Source organism: Microbacterium sp. zg-YB36 (assembly GCF_024623575.2).
GTDB lineage: Bacteria > Actinomycetota > Actinomycetes > Actinomycetales > Microbacteriaceae > Microbacterium.
In genome coordinates, this window is record NZ_JANJFD020000001.1 from 883053 (window position 1) to 899745 (window position 16693).

The 16693-nt window shown below is 70.6% G+C and carries 9 protein-coding genes; 8 read left to right on the top strand and 1 reads right to left on the bottom strand.

The genetic code is table 11. The features are described 5' to 3' along the window. The first annotated feature begins 51 nt into the window (after positions 1-51). From NQ151_RS04415 to NQ151_RS04430, 4 genes are all read left to right on the top strand, one after another. Entirely contained in the window at positions 52-2067 is a 2016-nt protein-coding gene (locus NQ151_RS04415) for a beta-galactosidase (protein ID WP_257527124.1), read from the top strand. Between the two features lie 104 nt (positions 2068-2171). Further along, entirely contained in the window at positions 2172-3404 is a 1233-nt protein-coding gene (locus NQ151_RS04420) for a sugar ABC transporter substrate-binding protein (RefSeq protein WP_257508416.1), read from the top strand. Between the two features lie 76 nt (positions 3405-3480). Beyond that, on the top strand, positions 3481-5106 hold the full coding sequence (locus NQ151_RS04425; protein ID WP_257527125.1) for an ABC transporter permease subunit: 1626 nt from the start codon (positions 3481-3483) through the stop codon (positions 5104-5106). After that, positions 5106-6023, top strand: coding sequence for a sugar ABC transporter permease (locus NQ151_RS04430; protein ID WP_257508414.1), 918 nt, complete (start codon positions 5106-5108; stop codon positions 6021-6023). Before NQ151_RS04425 ends, NQ151_RS04430 begins: the two co-directional genes overlap by 1 nt. On the opposite strand, the gene rsmI is transcribed toward NQ151_RS04430, so the two are convergent. Then, a complete protein-coding gene (gene rsmI, locus NQ151_RS04435; RefSeq protein WP_257508413.1) occupies positions 6013-6846 on the bottom strand; it encodes a 16S rRNA (cytidine(1402)-2'-O)-methyltransferase in 834 nt (277 codons plus the stop codon). The genes NQ151_RS04430 and rsmI overlap by 11 nt on opposite strands. A 23-nt stretch (positions 6847-6869) precedes the next feature. On the opposite strand from rsmI, the gene NQ151_RS04440 reads away from it, so the two are divergent. The 4 genes from NQ151_RS04440 (at position 6870) to NQ151_RS04455 (ending at position 16686) form a co-directional block, all read left to right on the top strand. Beyond that, positions 6870-8447: a dolichyl-phosphate-mannose--protein mannosyltransferase gene (locus NQ151_RS04440; RefSeq protein ID WP_353477556.1), complete on the top strand. Its 1578-nt coding sequence runs from the start codon at positions 6870-6872 to the stop codon at positions 8445-8447. Positions 8448-8483: 36 nt separating this feature from the next. After that, positions 8484-9455 (top strand): FHA domain-containing protein, encoded by a 972-nt coding sequence (locus NQ151_RS04445; protein ID WP_257527126.1) that lies wholly within the window; start codon positions 8484-8486, stop codon positions 9453-9455. 123 nt (positions 9456-9578) lie between these two features. Continuing rightward, on the top strand, positions 9579-10721 hold the full coding sequence (locus tag NQ151_RS04450; RefSeq protein WP_257508411.1) for a serine/threonine-protein kinase: 1143 nt from the start codon (positions 9579-9581) through the stop codon (positions 10719-10721). 1 nt (position 10722) lies between these two features. Continuing rightward, a complete protein-coding gene (locus NQ151_RS04455) occupies positions 10723-16686 on the top strand; it encodes an Ig-like domain-containing protein (protein WP_257527127.1) in 5964 nt (1987 codons plus the stop codon). Positions 16687-16693 lie beyond the last annotated feature (7 nt).

Consider the following 16693-nt stretch of genomic DNA (forward strand, 5'->3'; position numbering starts at 1 on the left):
CGCACGCCCTGGGACCGGTCACAGCAGATCGGACGGTCCCCTGAAACGAGGATGAGCTCGATGACCTCCTGGCCCGAGATGGACGGCATTGCCTACGGTGGCGATTACTCGCCCGAGCAGTGGTCGCGTGAGACCTGGCGTGAAGACGTCGCCCTCATGCGCGAGGCGGGCGTCAACCTCGTCAGCATCGGGATCTTCTCCTGGGCGCTGCTGGAGACCAGCGAGGGCGTCTTCGACTTCGGCTGGCTCGACGAGATCGTCGAACTGCTGCACGACAACGGCATCCGCGTCGACATGGGCACCCCGACCGCTTCTCCCCCCGCGTGGTTCTTCGCCGCTCACCCCGACGCCCGGGTGGTCACCCGCGACGGCGTCACCCTGGGCTTCGGCTCCCGCGGCATGGCATCGCACTCCGCCCCCGCCTACCGCGCGGCGGCCGTGCGCATCGCCACTGAGCTGGCCCAGCGCTACGGCAACCACCCCGCCGTGGTGCTCTGGCACGTGCACAACGAGTACGGCGTCCCCGTCGGCGAGGACTACTCGCCCCACGCCGTGCGCGAATGGCGGCTGTGGCTGCAGCAGCGCTACGGCTCGCTCGACGCGCTCAACGCCGCCTGGGGCACCGCCTTCTGGGGCCAGCACTACACCGACTGGGAGCACGTCGGCGCCCCCGCCGCCGCCCCCACGACGGTCAACCCGGCCCAGCGCCTGGACTACGCCCGGTTCACCGACCACCAGCTGCGGGCCTGCTTCATCGCCGAGCGCGACGCGATCCGCGCGCACAGCGACCGCCCCATCACCACCAACTTCATGGCCAACCAGCACAACGGCTGCGACCTGTGGGCGTGGGCGCGCGAAGTGGACATCGTCTCGGACGACCACTACCTGTGGGCGGCCGACGAAGAGGGCGAGATCGGGCTGGCCATCGCCGCCGACCTCACCCGCTCGGTCGGCGGCGGGGCACCGTGGATCCTCATGGAGCACTCCACCTCCGCCGTGAACTGGCAGCCGCGCAACGTCGCCAAGCGCGCCGGCGAGATGGCCCGCAATTCCCTCTCGCACCTGGGTCGCGGCGCCGACGGCATCCTCTTCTTCCAGTGGCGCGCCTCCCGTTCGGGCGCCGAGAAGTTCCACTCCGCGATGCTCCCGCACGCCGGTACCGCCTCGCGGGTCTGGCGCGAAGTGGTCGACCTCGGCGCGAAGCTGAACCGGCTCGCCGAGGTCCGCGGCTCACGCGTGCACGCCGACGTCGCGATCCTGTGGGACTTCGAGTCCTTCTGGGCGCAGGACCTGGAGTGGCGCCCCTCGGAGGACGTCGGACACGACGAGCGCATCCGCGCCTACTACGAGCGGCTGTGGCGCGACGGCATCGCGGTGGACTTCGCCCTGCCCGGCCACGACCTGTCCGGCTACAAGCTGGTCATCGCCCCGGCGCAGTACATGCTCTCCGCCGTCGACGCCGACAACCTCAACCGGTACGTCGAGGGCGGCGGCACCCTGGTCGTGTCGTTCTTCTCGGCCGTGGTCGACGAACACGACGCCGTGCACGCCGGCGGCTTCGGCGCTGTCCTGCAGCCGGCCCTGGGCATGCGCGTCGAGGAGCACCTGCCGCTGCGCGAAGGCGCCACCGGCGAGCTCGACTGGAACGGGCAGCGCCTGGCGGCCGACGTGTGGCAGGAGGATCTCGTGATCGCCGGCGCCGATGTGCGGGCGACCTACCTCGACGGCCCCGCAGCGGGCAAGCCCGCCGTCACGCGCCACCAGCACGGTGCGGGCGTCGGCTGGTACGTCAGCACCCGACCGGATGCCGCGGGGCTGGCGGCCATCATGACCGACGTCTACGCCGACGCCGGCCTCACCCCTGCGGGCCTGCCCGCCGGAGTCGAGATCGTCCGCCGCCGCCGTGAAGACGCGGAGTACCTCGTCGTCATCAACCACACCACCGAAACCGTTTCGGTTCCCACAGAAGGCGTCGAATTACTGACGCAGGGCGAGATCAACGGCATGCTGTTGCTGGCGGGCGGCGACGTCGCCGTCATCCGCACCGTGTCACGGGAGCTGACCTGACAGAAGTACCCGTTGCGGCCGACCGGCCCAACACCCACAAACGGTCGTAAGGGCGCGACTTCACCCGAGGCGCGCAGGATCGACCATTCACGGAAGGAAAACCCATGCGCAAGCTGGGATTGGGCGTCGTCGCACTCGCGTCGACCGCCATTCTGCTGGCCGGCTGCTCCGGCGGCTCCACGCCCGAAGAGTCGGACACGGCAGAGGGCTCGGGCGCCGAGCTGACCATCTGGACCGACGAGAACCGCGAGCCTGCCATCCAGGCCGCAGCCGAGGCTTTCGAAGAAGAGACCGGCGCGAAGATCAACCTGGTTCAGAAGAACTTCGAGGACATCCGGGCCGACTTCATCGCCCAGGTTCCCACCGGTGAGGGCCCCGACCTCACGATCGGCGCACACGACTGGCTCGGCTCGCTCGTCGCGGCCGGTGTCGTGGACACCCTGGACCTCGGTGAGAAGGCCAGCTCGTTCGAGCAGGTCGCCGTGGACGCGATGACCTACGACGGTCAGCTGTACGCGCTGCCCTACTCGCTGGAGACGATCGCGCTCGTGCAGAACACCGACCTCGTCGGTGAAGAAGCCCCCGCGACGTGGGACGACATGGTCGCCGCCGCAACGGCAGCCGGGGCCGCACGCCCCATCGTCATCAACACCGTCGGCCAGAAGGGCGACGCGTACACGATGTACGGCTTCCAGACGTCGTTCGGCGCTCCCGTGTTCGTCCAGGACGACACCGGCTCCTACACGGCCGAGGTCGGCATGGGCGGCCCCGCGGGCGAAGCATTCGCCACGTGGCTCGGCGGCAACGGCGATGCCGGCACCGGCATCATCTCCACCACGATCGACTACGACACCAACAACGAGCTGTTCGCGACCGGCGAGGCCGCGTACACCGTGCAGGGTCCGTGGGCCATCGAGGCGCTGACCGCCCAGGGCGTCAACGTCAAGGTCAACCCGATCCCGACCGCCGGTGGCGAGACGGCCGCTCCGTTCGTGGGTGTGCAGGGGTTCTACCTCAGCTCGCAGAGCGAGAACGCACTCTTGGCGCAGGAGTTCCTGACGAACTACATCGCGACCGACGAGGCGCAGAAGGCGCTGTATGACGCCGACCCGCGCATCCCGGCGTGGAGCACGCTGGCCGAAGAGGTCTCGGGCGACCCGATCATCGGCGGGTTCGTCGCCTCGTCGCAGAACGGCGTTCCGATGCCGTCGATCCCCGAGATGGGCGCGGTCTGGGACCTGTGGAACGCTGCGCAGGTGCAGATCATCAACGGCGCCGACCCCGTGTCGACGTGGAACCAGATGGTGACCGACGTCGAGACGGCTGTCGCCGGCTGACATTCTGCGGGGCGGGAGGATCTGCCTCCCGCCCCGCACCCCTCGTACCCGCGAGCCCGAGACGGAAGAAGAGCACATGTCGATCACCCAGGAAGCCGTCGCCTCACCGGCGCCGCAGGTTCCCAGGCCCACGCCGGAGTCGCACGCCCGCAACTGGCGTGGCGTCGGCTGGGGCTTCATCGTGAAGCTTCTGCTGATGGCGGTCGTCAACGCATTCGGCATCATGGCCGCCCTCGGCGCGTTTACCGCGCAGTCGTGGCTGCTCCTGAGCGTCGCGGTGCTGCTGCTGGTGGCCACGAACGTCGTGTATTTCACCAAGCGCGCCCTGCCGATGAAGTACCTGCTGCCGGGCCTCATCTTCCTGCTGCTGTTCCAGGTGTTCATCTTCGTCTACACCGCCTACATCGCCTTCACCAACTACGGCAGCGGGCACATCGGCTCCCAGGAGCAGGCAGTGGAGGCCGCCCTCATCCAGGGCGAGCGCCGCGTGGACGACTCCCCCACTTACCCCCTCACGATCGTCGAGCGCGGCGGTGAGTACGGCTTCGCCATCGTCGACGAGGACGAGGATGTTCTCGCCGGCACCACGATTGAGCCCCTCGCCCAGGTCGACGGCGCCCGCATCGGCGACACCGGTGCCGCCATCGAGGTGCCCGGCTGGACGGTCGTGCCCCGCGCCGACCTGCTCACCGACCAGGCTCTGCAGCAGACGGTGCAGAACCTCCGAGTGCCGGTATCGGACGACCCGAACGACGGCTCGATCCGCACCCGCGAAGGCACGACCGGCGCGGTGTACACCTCCACCCTCGTCTGGGACGAACAGGCGCAGACGATCACCGACACCACCGACGGCACGGTCTACGCGGCCAACGACCGCGGCAGCTTCGTCGCCGAAGACGGCACGGCGCTGACCACCGGCTGGTCCGTCAACGTCGGGTTCGACAACTTCATCCGCCTGTTCACCGAACCCCGGCTGCTGCAGCCGCTGCTGATGGTGGCGGGATGGACGTTCGCGTTCGCCATCCTCTCGGTCGGCCTCAGCTTCGGTGTGGGCCTGCTGTTCGCGATCATCTTCAACGACCCGCGGGTGCGGGCGCGCAAGTGGCTGCGGACGCTGTTCATCCTCCCCTACGCCTTCCCGGCGTTCATGTCGGCGCTGCTGTTCCGAGGCATGTTCAACGCCGAGTTCGGCGTGATCAACGAGCTGTTCTTCTTCGGCGCCGAGATCAGCTGGCTCGGTGACCCCACGCTGGCCAAGCTCGCGGTGCTGTGGGTCAACGTGTGGCTGAGCTACCCGTACTGGTTCCTGGTATGCACCGGCGCACTGCAGGCGCTCCCGGCCGACACCCTGGAGGCCGCGCAGCTGGACGGCGCCGGCAAATTCCGCCAGTTCCGGTCGATCGTCCTGCCGCTGCTGATGGTGTCCACCGCACCGCTGCTGATCTCGTCCTTCGCGTTCGCCTTCAACAACTTCACGCTCATCTACATGTTCAACGCCGGCGGACCATCGATACCGGGGGCGCCGTACGCGCTGGGGGCCACCGACATCCTCATCACGGCGATCTACGACATCGCCGGGATCTCGGGGGGCAAGGCGGACTATGGCCTGGCCAGTGCCCTGTCGATCGTCATCTTCATCCTCGTCGGCGTGATCTCCGCGATCGCCTTCCGCCAGACCCGCAAGCTTGAGGAGTACCAGTGATGTCCATCACGACCCAGCAGGCTGTTCCCACCGCACGTGCGGCACGCGCCGCCGAGCCGCGACGGCCCGGCAGCCGGCGCCGCTGGTTCCTGGACGTGGGCTGGAAGTACCTCGTCGCCCTGGCGATCATCTTCTACGCGGTGTTCCCGCTGGTGTACGTGCTATCAGCGTCGCTCAACCCCCACGGCACCCTGTCGGCGGCCAACGCGCTGTTTTCCGCCATCGACCTGTCGAACTACTTCGCTCTGGCCGAGACGAGCTACTGGGCATGGGCGGGCAACAGCCTCATCGTCGCCGGCGTCTCGTCCGTCGGGGCGGTGCTGATGGGTGCCTGCGCCGCGTACGCGTTCTCGCGGTTCCGCTTCTCCGGGCGCCGCGTGGGCCTGACGACACTGCTCATCGTGCAGATGTTCCCGCAGGCGCTCGCGTTCGTCGCGATCTTCCTGATGCTGCTGGCCGTCGGCGAAGTCATCCCGGCGCTGGGGCTGGACTCCAAGCTCGCCCTCATCTGCGTATACCTGGGCGGGGCACTGGGGACGAACACGTTCCTCATGTACGGGTTCTTCAACACCATCCCGGTGGAGATCGACGAATCGGCCAAGATCGACGGCGCCACCCACGCGCAGATCTTCTGGCAGCTGATCATTCCGCTGGTCACGCCCATCCTCGCGGTCGTGTCGCTGCTGGCCTTCATCTCCGCGTTCGCGGACTTCGTCATCGCCAAGGTCGTGCTGGTGTCCGAGGACAACTGGACCCTCGCCGTCGGCATGTACCAGTGGGTGTCCAACCAGCTCTCGTCGAACTGGGGCCTGTTCACCGCCGGCGCGGTGCTCGGCTGCATCCCGGTGCTGGTGCTGTTCCTGCTGCTGCAGCGCTACATCGTCGGCGGCCTCACGGCCGGCTCCGTCAAGGGGTGACGCGACCCTCGCGCGAGCTCAGCGCTGCGGCGTAGAGCTCGCGCGAGGACAGGCCGGATGCCGCGGCCACCTGGCCCGCGGCATCCTTCAGCCGCACCCCGTCGGCGACGAGTTCCAGCACCTGAGCGAGGGCGTCCTCCGGATCGACGGCCCGGGCCGCCGCGCCCGCGACCACGACCACCACTTCCCCCCGCACGCCGCCGGAGGCCCACCCGGCCAGGGCGGCGAGAGAGTCCCGGACGATCTCCTCGTGCATCTTCGTGAGTTCGCGGCAGACCGCCGCCGGGCGATCGGCGCCGAACGCCTGCGCCATCGCGGCGAGGGTCACCGCCAACCGCGATGGCGCCTCGAAGAACACCATCGTGCGCCGCTCGGCGGCAAGTCCCCCGAAGAACGATCGCTGCTCCCCCGCCTTGCGCGGCGGAAAACCCTCGAACGTGAACCGGTCGGTGGGAAGCCCCGACACCGCCAGTGCGGTCAGCACGGCGCTGGGCCCCGGGATCGCGGTGACGGTGACACCCAGCTCCACCGCGGCGGACACCAGGCCGTAGCCGGGATCGCTGACCGTCGGCATCCCCGCCTCGCTCATGACCAGCAGGTCCTCGTCCCGCGCGAGTTCGGCCAGTTCGCCGGCGCGCGCCTTCTCGTTGTGGTCGTGCAGGGCGATCAGCCGCGGCCGGTTGGTGACCCCGAGACCGGCGAGCAGCCGCTGCGTCGTGCGGGTGTCCTCGGTGGCGATCACCTTCACCGTCTCGAGAGCTTCGACCAGGCGCCGCGAGGCGTCACCCAGATTGCCGATCGGGGTCGCCGCGAGGATGATCATCGAGCCAGCATAAGGTGGTGACCGTGACCGCCGAGCCACTGCTTCCCGAGGCGACGTCGTGGTTCGACCGGGTGTCCGCGCGGATCACCGGCGACCCGCGCCTGCGGCGGCGGCTGGGCTGGATCGTGCCACTGGTGATCACGCTCGTCGCCGGCATCCTGCGCATGTGGAACCTCGGCCACCCGCACGAGATCGTCTTCGACGAGACGTATTACGTGAAGGATGCCTGGAGCCAGTGGAACCTCGGTTACGCCGCGACGTGGCCCGAGGATGCCGACGCGGGCTTCGCGGCGGGCGACACCGAGGCGTTCGCTCCGGTGGGCAGCTTCGTGATCCACCCACCGCTGGGCAAGTGGATCATCGGCGCCGGGATGGCGCTGTTCGGGCCCGATTCCTCGTTCGGGTGGCGCATCGGGGTCGCGGTGGCCGGCACCGCCGCGGTGCTGGTGCTGTACTTCGTGGCGCGCCTGCTCACCGAGTCGATGGTCTTCGCCGCCCTCGCCTCGGCCATGTTGGCGATCGACGGCCTGGCGATCTCGATGAGCCGCGTGGCGCTGCTGGACACGCTGCTGATGTTCTTCGTGCTGGTGGCGTTCTGGTTCGCCCTGCTGGACCGGCGGGGGCACCTGCACCGGCTCGCCGCGGCCATCGCCGCGCGCGACCACGGCGAGCCGCTGACGTGGGGCCCGGTGCTGTGGAACCGCCCCTGGCTGGTGGCGGCAGGCACCGCGGCGGGCGCCGCGGCGGCGGTGAAGTGGTCGGGGCTGTGGGTGCTGGCCGCGATCGGCATCTATGCGGTCGTCACCGACGCCCTCGCCCGACGCCGCCTCGGCGTGTGGCAGTGGCCGGCGGATGCCGTCCGGCAGGGGGCGGCATCGTTCGTGCTCCTGGTGCCGGTGGCCGCGGGGGTCTACCTCGCGTCGTGGACGGGGTGGCTCGTCACCGACGAGGGCTACGGCCGGCACACCGCCGACACGGCACCGGCGACGGGAGCGTGGGAGTGGGTTCCGCCTGCACTGCAGAGCCTGTGGCAGTACCACGAGGGGATGTACGCCTCGGCCGCCGGCATGCAGACCGCCCACGGCTACGCAAGCCCGGCATGGCAGTGGCCGCTGCTGCTGCGGCCGACCTCGATGTTCGCCGACCGCACCGCCGACGGCGAGGCGGGCTGCGACGCCGCGAACGGCTGCATGGAGATCATCTACAGCATGCCCAACCCGCTGCTGTGGTGGGCGTCGATGGCCGCGATCGGGTACCTTGTCTACCGCTTCATCAGGTCGCGGTCCTGGCAGGACGCGTTCGTGCTGACCGCCATCGCGGCCACCTACGCCCCGTGGCTGTTCTACCCTGAGCGCACGATCTTCCAGTTCTACACGATCGTGATCCTGCCGTTCTCGCTGCTGGCGCTCACCTTCGCCCTCCAGGCGCTCGCCGCGCCGCATCATGCCGACGCCGCGCGTCGGCTGGCAGGGCAGCGCGTGGTGGTCGTGTTCCTCACCGTGTCGGTGCTGGTGTCGGCGTTCTGGTATCCGCTGGTGACGGCGATGAACGTGCCGTACGACTTCTGGCAGCTGCACAACTGGATGCCGGGCTGGATCTGACGCAGCCGACCGCCGCCCCCGCCCTAGGGTGGAGAGGTGTTCACCTACAACGTGCCGAGCCAGACGGGGACCGCCGGATTCGCGATGGTCGCCGACCGGTTCCTGCTGGTCGTGGCGGCCGGGGTCGGCGACGCGTTCGCCCTCGAGTTGTGGAACACCCTCTCCAACGGCGACGCCGCCCTGGAGGACGCCCTGTCGGCGCTCGCCCGGCGCGGCATCGAGCGACTCCCCGATTTCGCGCTGGTGGAGCTGGTCGACTCGCGGACGAGTTCGGTGAGCGTGGCCGTCCGCGGCTCCGCCACCGCTCAGTTGCACGGCCAGGAATCGACCACCCTCGCCGGGGCGGGCGTGGGCACCTGGGTGGAAGGATCGGCCCAGCGGGTCGCGGGCATTGCCCTCACGCTGGCCGGGTCGCCCACCGGGTCCCTCCTGCCGCTGGGTCGCGGGGTCGTTCGAGCCGATCGGCTGCAGTGGGGCACCGTCCCCGCCGCCGGGTCCCATCCGGCACCCGCCGCACCGCCGGCACGAGAACTGCCGGCGTGGGCCGCCGACCTCGACGATCCGCACAGCACCATGGCGGTGGACCGCGAATCGCTGGCAGAACTGGTCGCCGGCGCGTTGGACGACCACACGCAGCTCGGTGCCGTCCGTCGCCGCCGGCCGCGCCCGATCACGCGCCGGTTCGTGGTCTCGCTCGAGGGCGGCCGCGTGCTCGAATTGGACCTGCCCGTCGTGCTCGGGCGGGCGCCGGAGCCGGCCGCGCACCCCGGCGCACGGCTGGCCTCACTGCCGTCGCCGCGCCGCGAGGTGTCCGGCACACACGTCGAGCTGCGGCTGGACGGCGAGCAGCTGCTGGTGCGCGACCTCGGTTCCACCAACGGCACGGTGGTGCGCCACGCCGATGGTTCGGCAATGCTGTTGCGCGGGGGTGCCACGGCGCGGCTGACGGAGGGCGCGCTGCTGGACATCGGCGACGGGAACGTCGCCCGATTCCACGCCGCTGAGTGAGGCAGGATCGTGATTTCCGGCCGTACCCAGGCTGTGTTAGAACTTTCTAAGGAAGCAGGGATCCGGGGGGCCTCTGCTTCGGCATGGTTGCCCCCGTCGACTTCCATGAGGTGAGGTGACCGGGTGGCGAACAGGCTTCCTTCCGCGCCGCCGGTGCTCGCCGGATTCACCTACGTGCGCCCCCTGGGGACCGGCGGATTCGCTGACGTGTTCCTGTTCGAGCAGAACCTCCCCCGCCGCCCGGTGGCGGTGAAGGTGCTGCTGGAGGACATCGTCGACGAGGGCCTGCTTCGCATGTTCAACGCCGAGGCCGACGTGATGGCGCGGCTGAGCTCGCATCCGTCGATCCTGACGATCTACGAAGCGAGCATCTCCTCCGACGGCCGCCCCTACCTCGTGATGGAGTATTGCCCCACCTCGCTGACCAACCGCTACCGGCGCGAGGTCATGCCGGTCGCGGAGGTGCTGCAGCTGGCGGTGAAGATCGCCGCGGCGCTGGAGACGGCTCACCGTTCGGGGCTGCTGCACCGCGACATCAAGCCGTCCAACATCCTGGTCACCGCGTTCGGCTCCCCCGTGCTCAGCGACTTCGGCATCGCCGCGGCCGTCAACGGACGCACCGGCACCGACGAGGTGTTCGCGATGAGTGTGCCGTGGAGCGCCCCGGAGATCGTGGACGAGCGCGTATCGGGCTCGATCCCCGCCGAGATCTGGGGGCTCGGTGCGACGGTGTATTCCCTGCTGGCGGGACGCAGCCCGTTCGAGCGTGCCGGCAGCGGACAGAATTCGCGCGAGCAGCTGAAATCCCGCATCCGCCGTGCGTCTTACACCCCGATCGGCCGCCCCGACGTGCCCGCCCGGCTGGAGACGGCGCTGGCCCGCTCCATGAGCAAGGATCCCGCCGCCCGGCACGCCTCCGTCGCTGAGTTCGCGTACGACCTGCAGCTGGTGCAGCACGAGTTGGGCCTGCCGCACACCGCGCTGGATGTCGCCGTGGACGAATGGGCGATGGCGGGCACCGCGATCGACTTCCAGGACGACCGCGCCCGGGGCCCGGTGCGCCCCAGCGTCGAGCGGGCCGTCCGGCGCCCGCCCCGGGTCGCGCCGCCGCGCCGCGGTCGCGACGAGGGAACCGTGCTCGCCGGCGCCCGGCCGCGGCGGGGCAAGGGCATCGCGGCGCGGGTCGTCCTGATCTCCTCTGCCGCGGCGGTGCTCGTCGCCGGCGGCGTCGTGACCGCCGTGCTCGTGCTGACGGGTGGTCGTTGACGTGTCCGCCGCCACCCCCCGTCGTGCGCGACGCGGCAACTGGCTCGGCGCTGCCGCCGTCAGCGCCGTGGTCGCCGTCGTCGCGACCCTCGCGGTGGTGTGGCCGGGCTATGACGCACAGCAGACGCCGCTGGACGACGCAACGGTCTGGGCGATGCAGAACGGGGCCGGCAGCGGCTACGCGCGGGTGAACCTGGAACTGGCGGAGCTGGACACCGTCAAGCAGGTCGAGAACGGCAGCTCCCTCGCGCAGAGCGGTGAGCGGTTGTTCGTCTTCAGCGACGCCGACACGCAGTTCGCCGATGTCGACATGGCCACCCCCGCCGACCTCACCGCCGAAGCCGAGGACGCCTTCGCGCCGACGCCTGCGGGCACCGCCGACATCGCCGCGGCCGGGGACTACCTCGCCTACCTCACCGAGACGGGTGCCGTGTACGGTGCCACGCTGTCGGGCGCGGGACGCACCGTGAGCGTCGACCCTTATGCCGACGTCGAGGCGGAGGAGGGACAGGAGCGGCCCCGTTTCGTCGCCACCGCCGTGGCGGTCGACGCCACCGGCATCCTCTACGCGTACTCCGCCACCGAAGGCCGCGTGATCCGCGCCGACGCCGCGACGGGCAGCATCGTCGGCGAGGACGCCACCGCCCGGTCCCCCGCGGATGCGCAGCTGACCGCCGTCGACGGCCGCTGGGTGCTGCTGGACGAGTCGACCGGCGGCTTGCTGCTGCGCGACCGGGCCGAGGAGGTGCCGACGGATGCCGCGGGCGGCGCGGTGCTGCAGCAGTCCGCCGTCACCGGCTCGGACGTGTTCATCGCCGATACTCAAGGTCTGATCCAGGTGCCGCTTGATTCGCTCAGCCCGGCCCGGGTGCACTCCGGCGGGGGCATCCCCGTCGCCCCGGTGACGCTGGCCGGCGCCGTGCATGCGGCGTGGCTGTCCGAGGGTGACGGCGGGGGCACACTGTGGTCCAGTACGACGGGCGAGGCGGTGCCGCTGGACTACGCCGGCGCCGACATCGGCGACGGCCTGGATCCGGTGTTCGTCGGCAACGGGTCCCGGTTGGCGCTGAACGAGCGGCAGTCCGGGTGGGTGTGGACCGTTCCCGATGGACAGCTCGTCCCCTCATCGCAGGCGTGGGACCTGGAGGAGCCGACCGAGGTCGAGCAGCAGAACGATGTGGAGGCCGAGCGGGTACTGGACCCGAAGCCCCCCGTCGCCGTCGACGACGCGTTCGGCGTGCGCGCAGGCTCCGTCGCTGTGCTGCCGGTGCTGCTGAACGACCACGATCCCAACGAGGACGTGCTCAGCATCGATCCGGCCTCGCTGGAGAGCGTGGACCCCGCATTCGGCACGGTGTCCATCGCGGGGGCGCAGCAGCAGTTCGTGCTGAACGTCGCCGACGACGCCACCGGGTCCGCGACGCTGCGGTATCGCACCACAGACGGCACCACCACCGATGGCCTGCTGTCGGGCACCGCGACCGTCACGATCACCGTCGTGTCCCCCTCCCAGAACAGCGCACCGGTGTGGTGCGGCGTGGAGGGGTGCCTGGCGACTTGGCCGTCTCCCACCGTCGCACCGGGGGCGACGGTGAGCGTGGACGTGCTGGACGGCTGGGTCGATCCCGAAGGCGACCCCATCTACCTCGCCGGCGCGGCGAACGACGCGGCCGCCGGCGGCACCGTCACCACGACGCCCGGCGGCACCGTGACCTATCAGCATCCCGATCCCAACGCCGCCGACGCCGTCACCGTGACGCTGGGGCTGACGGTGTCCGACGCGTTCGGCGCGACGGCGGACCGTCCCCTGACGATCGGCGTCACACCCACCCCCGACCTCACCGCGGAATCGTTCGCCGTCGTCGGTGTCGTGGGCGAACCGGTAGCGGTGGACCTCGCGCCCTACGTCACCGGCGCGACCGGTGCGCTCATCCTGTCCAAGGCGGTCGCACTGGATGAGGCCCGTTCGTCGGTCACCACGAACGCGACGGGGCTGAGCATGCTCTTCAGCGCCACCGAGGCCGGCTCCTACCTCGTGCAGTACACCGTTCGCGACGACCGCGGCGAGGTCAGCGCGACGGTGCGGGTGACGATGAGCCCCGCGGACGCCGCGACCATCTCCACGCCGCCGCTGACGGCGTTCGTCCGCCCGAACGAGGATGCCACGGTGGATGTGTTCCCTGCCGTGGCGAATCCGGCCGGACTCGTGCTCCTCGTCAGCGACATCCGCCCACGCAGCGACCCGCTCGCGTCGTTGAGCGTGGACCTCGTGGGTCAGAGCATGCTGCGGGTCAGCGGATCAACCGATGACGGCCAGCCCGGTCGGCTCGGCGTGGTGCGCTACACCGTGTCGGACGGCACCGGGTCGCCCACCGCGAGCGCGCACGGCGAGCTGACGGTGATTCTGCTGCCCTCCCCCGCCGCCGACCCGCCCATCGCCGTCGACGATGCCGTCACCGTTCGCGCCGGCGCCCAGATCGACATCCCGGTGCTGTCCAACGACAGCGCCCCCTCGGGTGCGCTGATCGCGGTGGACCCCTCCCTCATCGTCAACGAGAACAGCGCCGGACTCGCGTTCGCGACCAGTCGACTGGTGCGTTACCTCGCCCCGACGGCTCCGGGCACCTACGGCATCGGGTACACCATCTTCCGGCTCGGCTTCCCCGAGGTCGTTGACACCGCACGGGTGATCGTCACGGTCGTCGGCGATGAGAGCAACCAGGCCCCGGTCCCCCACACCCTCGAGGGTCGCGTGCTCAGCGGCGAGACCGTGCGGATCCCGTTCACCTCCTTCGAAGTCGACCCGGACGGCGACACGGTGACGCTGGATCGCATCACTTCCCAGCCCGCCGACGGCTCCGCCACGATCGCACCGGAAGGCGACGCGATCGTGTACACCAGCCCGGCGGAGTTCAGCGGTCAGGTGCGCTTCGGCTACCAGGTGCGCGACTCCCAAGGAGCCACCGGCGCCGCGGAGGTCCGGGTGGGCGTGCTCGACGGCCAGTCGGACCCCAGCCCGGTGACCTATAGCGACTACATCCAGATCCAGGCCGGTGCGACCGCCGAAGCGGTGGTGCGCCCCGGCGACAACGACGTCAACCCCGGCGGTGGTGAGCTGGAACTGGTGGCCGTGGAGCCGAATGCGCCACCGGACTCGGACGAATTCACCGCGCTCCAGGCGCGGCTGGGCGCCATCGATGACGGTCAGGTGACGCTGCGAGCCGGGGAGGAATTGGGGACGTTCTCGTACTCGTACACCGTGCGCAACGATTCCGGTGACACGGCGATCGGGCTCATCGTGGTGAAAGTGGTCCGCGGCCCCGTGCCGGACTTTCCGATCGTGCGCGACACCGCGCTGACGATCGAGACGCGCGAGGCGTTCCCCCGCGGCGTAGACGTGCTCACCGGCAAGGTGTCCTGGAACGCCGGCGACGTCTCCGGGCTGGAACTGTCGCTGTGGGGATCCCACCCCGGCATCGAGGTCGACGGCTGGGAGATCTCCGGGCAGATCCCCGATGAGACCCTGCTCATCCCGTTCGAGGTCACCGGCACCGCCTTCGACGGCACCGAGGTGAATTCCTATGGCTTCCTGCGGGTGCCGGGCGACCGCGATGTGCGGCTCAGCCTGCGCACCGCGATGTCCTCGCTGGATGTGAAGGAGAAGGAATCGGTCGAGCTGGATCTCGCGGAGGCGGTCGCGATGCCCTCCGGGCAGGCGATCGACGTCGACGGCGGCGGCGTACGTGCCGGCGGGGCGCGCCCGGAGGCATCCTGCACCCTGGTATCGGGCACCACCATCCGCTATTCGGCCGGCGCGGGCGCTCCCTGGACGGACAGCTGTGTCGTGCCGGTGAAACTGCAGATCCAGGACCAGTACACGTTCCTCACGGTGCACATCGACGTGGAGGCGGAGATCCCCCAGCCGGTGCTGCGCAGCGCCTCGGTCGCCGTCAGCCCCGGCGCCACCATCGAGTACGACCTCCGCGGCATGGTCGACTGGGCCGGCAAGGAGGACTGGGACGCGGTGCAGTACGCCACGAGCTACCGCGGCGACCAGTTCGTCGTATCGCAGTCCGGTTCGCTCGTCTCGGTCACCGCGAACGATGCCTCCCGACCCGGCCGTGAGGAGCCGGTGACCGTCACCCTCCCCAGCCACCCCGACGCGCCGGCCGCCAGCCTCATCGTCACCGTCGGCCCGGCACCCTCGACGCTGCCCAAGGGAGGCACCGCGGTGCAGCGCTGCTCGCAGTCCGGCGGCACCACCTCGTGCACGATCTCGGTGATCGGCATGTCCGGCGAGATCAACCCGCTGCCGGGGACCCCGCTCACACTGGTCTCGGCGGAGGGGCCTGCCAACTGCGCCGGGGTGAGCTTCACCCGCGCCAGCGACACCGCGGTGCGGGCCAGCTGGGCCACGGATGCCGCGGGGGCGGCGGACTGCACCGGCTCGTTCGTCGTGCAGGATGCGCAGGGCCGCCAATCCAGCGGGGACCGCAACGGTCAGGTGATCCTCGACCTCCACGGCCTGCCGGCCGCCCCCACGCGACTGGACTGGACCGGTTTCACCGCAACCACCGTGACCCTGCGCGTCATCTCGGACTCCTCGTCCTACCCCGGCGTCGAGGGCTACCGCATCACCGCCGGCGGCCGCGTGGTCGCCACCTGCGCGGCTTCGGGCGAATGCCCTCCGATCGACGCGCCCACCGGCGAGCGCATCGCGTACGAGGCGCGCGCCTTCAACTCCGTCGGAGACTCCCGCAGCAGCGTCGGCACGACGGCGTGGGCGTACCGCGCGCCCGCCGCCCCTGCCGGAGCGGAGTTCACGCCCACCCCCAACGGCTCCACCGGCGGCGTCGCGACGATCACGGTGACCGGCGTCGACCCGTCTTCCGGCTTCGTGCGCCTCGCCGGCGGCACCGGCGGCGAGGTCACCGAACCGGTGCGAGGGAGCACTGTCACGTTCCGCGACTATGTGATCGGCTCGAACTCCCCCACGACGCTCACCGCGACCGCCCTCACCCGCTTCGAACTGCCGCCGATCCCCGGCGGCACCCCGACCGGCGGGACGCATTCGTTCCAGGCCTACGGCATCGGCGCACCCGGGCTCGAGTTGACGGTGGCCGCATCCACGACCGGTGACCCCGGCTCCATCACGGCGACGGCCCGGGTCACCGCCAACGGCGTGGGCGAGCGCATCCTGGTCGGGTTCACCGATGGGCGCGGCTGCCGCCCGTCCGAGGCGATCGACGCCCGCGGTGCCACGGTCACCCACGTGTTCGAGAACCGGGACCTGTGGCTGCCGGTCACCGTCACCGCCTGCGCGGTCACCGAACGCGGCGACCGGTTCGGCACCACCGAGGCGTCGCAGACGGCCACCCCGATCGCCGGGATCGACCAGCCCACCGGCCGGGCGACGTACACGGTCGAAGGCGGCTTCTCCCGCAACGGCAGCCAGTACACCTGGGATCGCCTCACCGGCCTCCCCGACCTCGATACGAGCCGCCTGTTCGAGGTGCGCTACCGTGCCGGCGGTGTCGAGACGACCGATTTCCGCAGCCTGTTCGCCCTGGGTGCCAACCCCGGACCGATCGAAGCGTTCTCGTGTCACAACCTGTTCGGCTGCAGCGCGCCGGGTGTCGCGGTGACGCCCACCGGACCGGCATACACCGCCCGGGTGACCTTCCCCACGTCGTGTCGCAGCGACCAGCCCGCCCCGGGCGCGACGGTGCTGGCCAACCCGGCCGACTACACCGTCGCGGTCACGTCGACTCCGGCGGATGCCGCGGGCGTCGTCACCCACACCTACACCGTGACGTGGCGGGGCGCGCTGACCGGGCTCGCCTCGCTCACGACGGAATCCGGCGCCTACGCGCTCGCCTGCGAGCCGCCGCCGCCGCCCGCGCCCGCGCCCGTGCCGCCGCCGCCGCCGGTGACCGTCCCCGTCCCGCCACCGACGACCCCGTGATCTTCGC

What these genes read in the sequence shown, in the direction of transcription:
- NQ151_RS04415 (WP_257527124.1), top strand. Translation starts at nt 52, where the DNA reads ATGAGCTCGATGACCTCCTGGCCCGAGATGGACGGCATTGCCTACGGT.
- NQ151_RS04420 (WP_257508416.1), top strand. Translation starts at nt 2,172, where the DNA reads ATGCGCAAGCTGGGATTGGGCGTCGTCGCACTCGCGTCGACCGCCATT.
- NQ151_RS04425 (WP_257527125.1), top strand. Translation starts at nt 3,481, where the DNA reads ATGTCGATCACCCAGGAAGCCGTCGCCTCACCGGCGCCGCAGGTTCCC.
- NQ151_RS04430 (WP_257508414.1), top strand. Translation starts at nt 5,106, where the DNA reads ATGTCCATCACGACCCAGCAGGCTGTTCCCACCGCACGTGCGGCACGC.
- rsmI (WP_257508413.1), bottom strand. Translation starts at nt 6,846, where the DNA reads ATGATCATCCTCGCGGCGACCCCGATCGGCAATCTGGGTGACGCCTCG.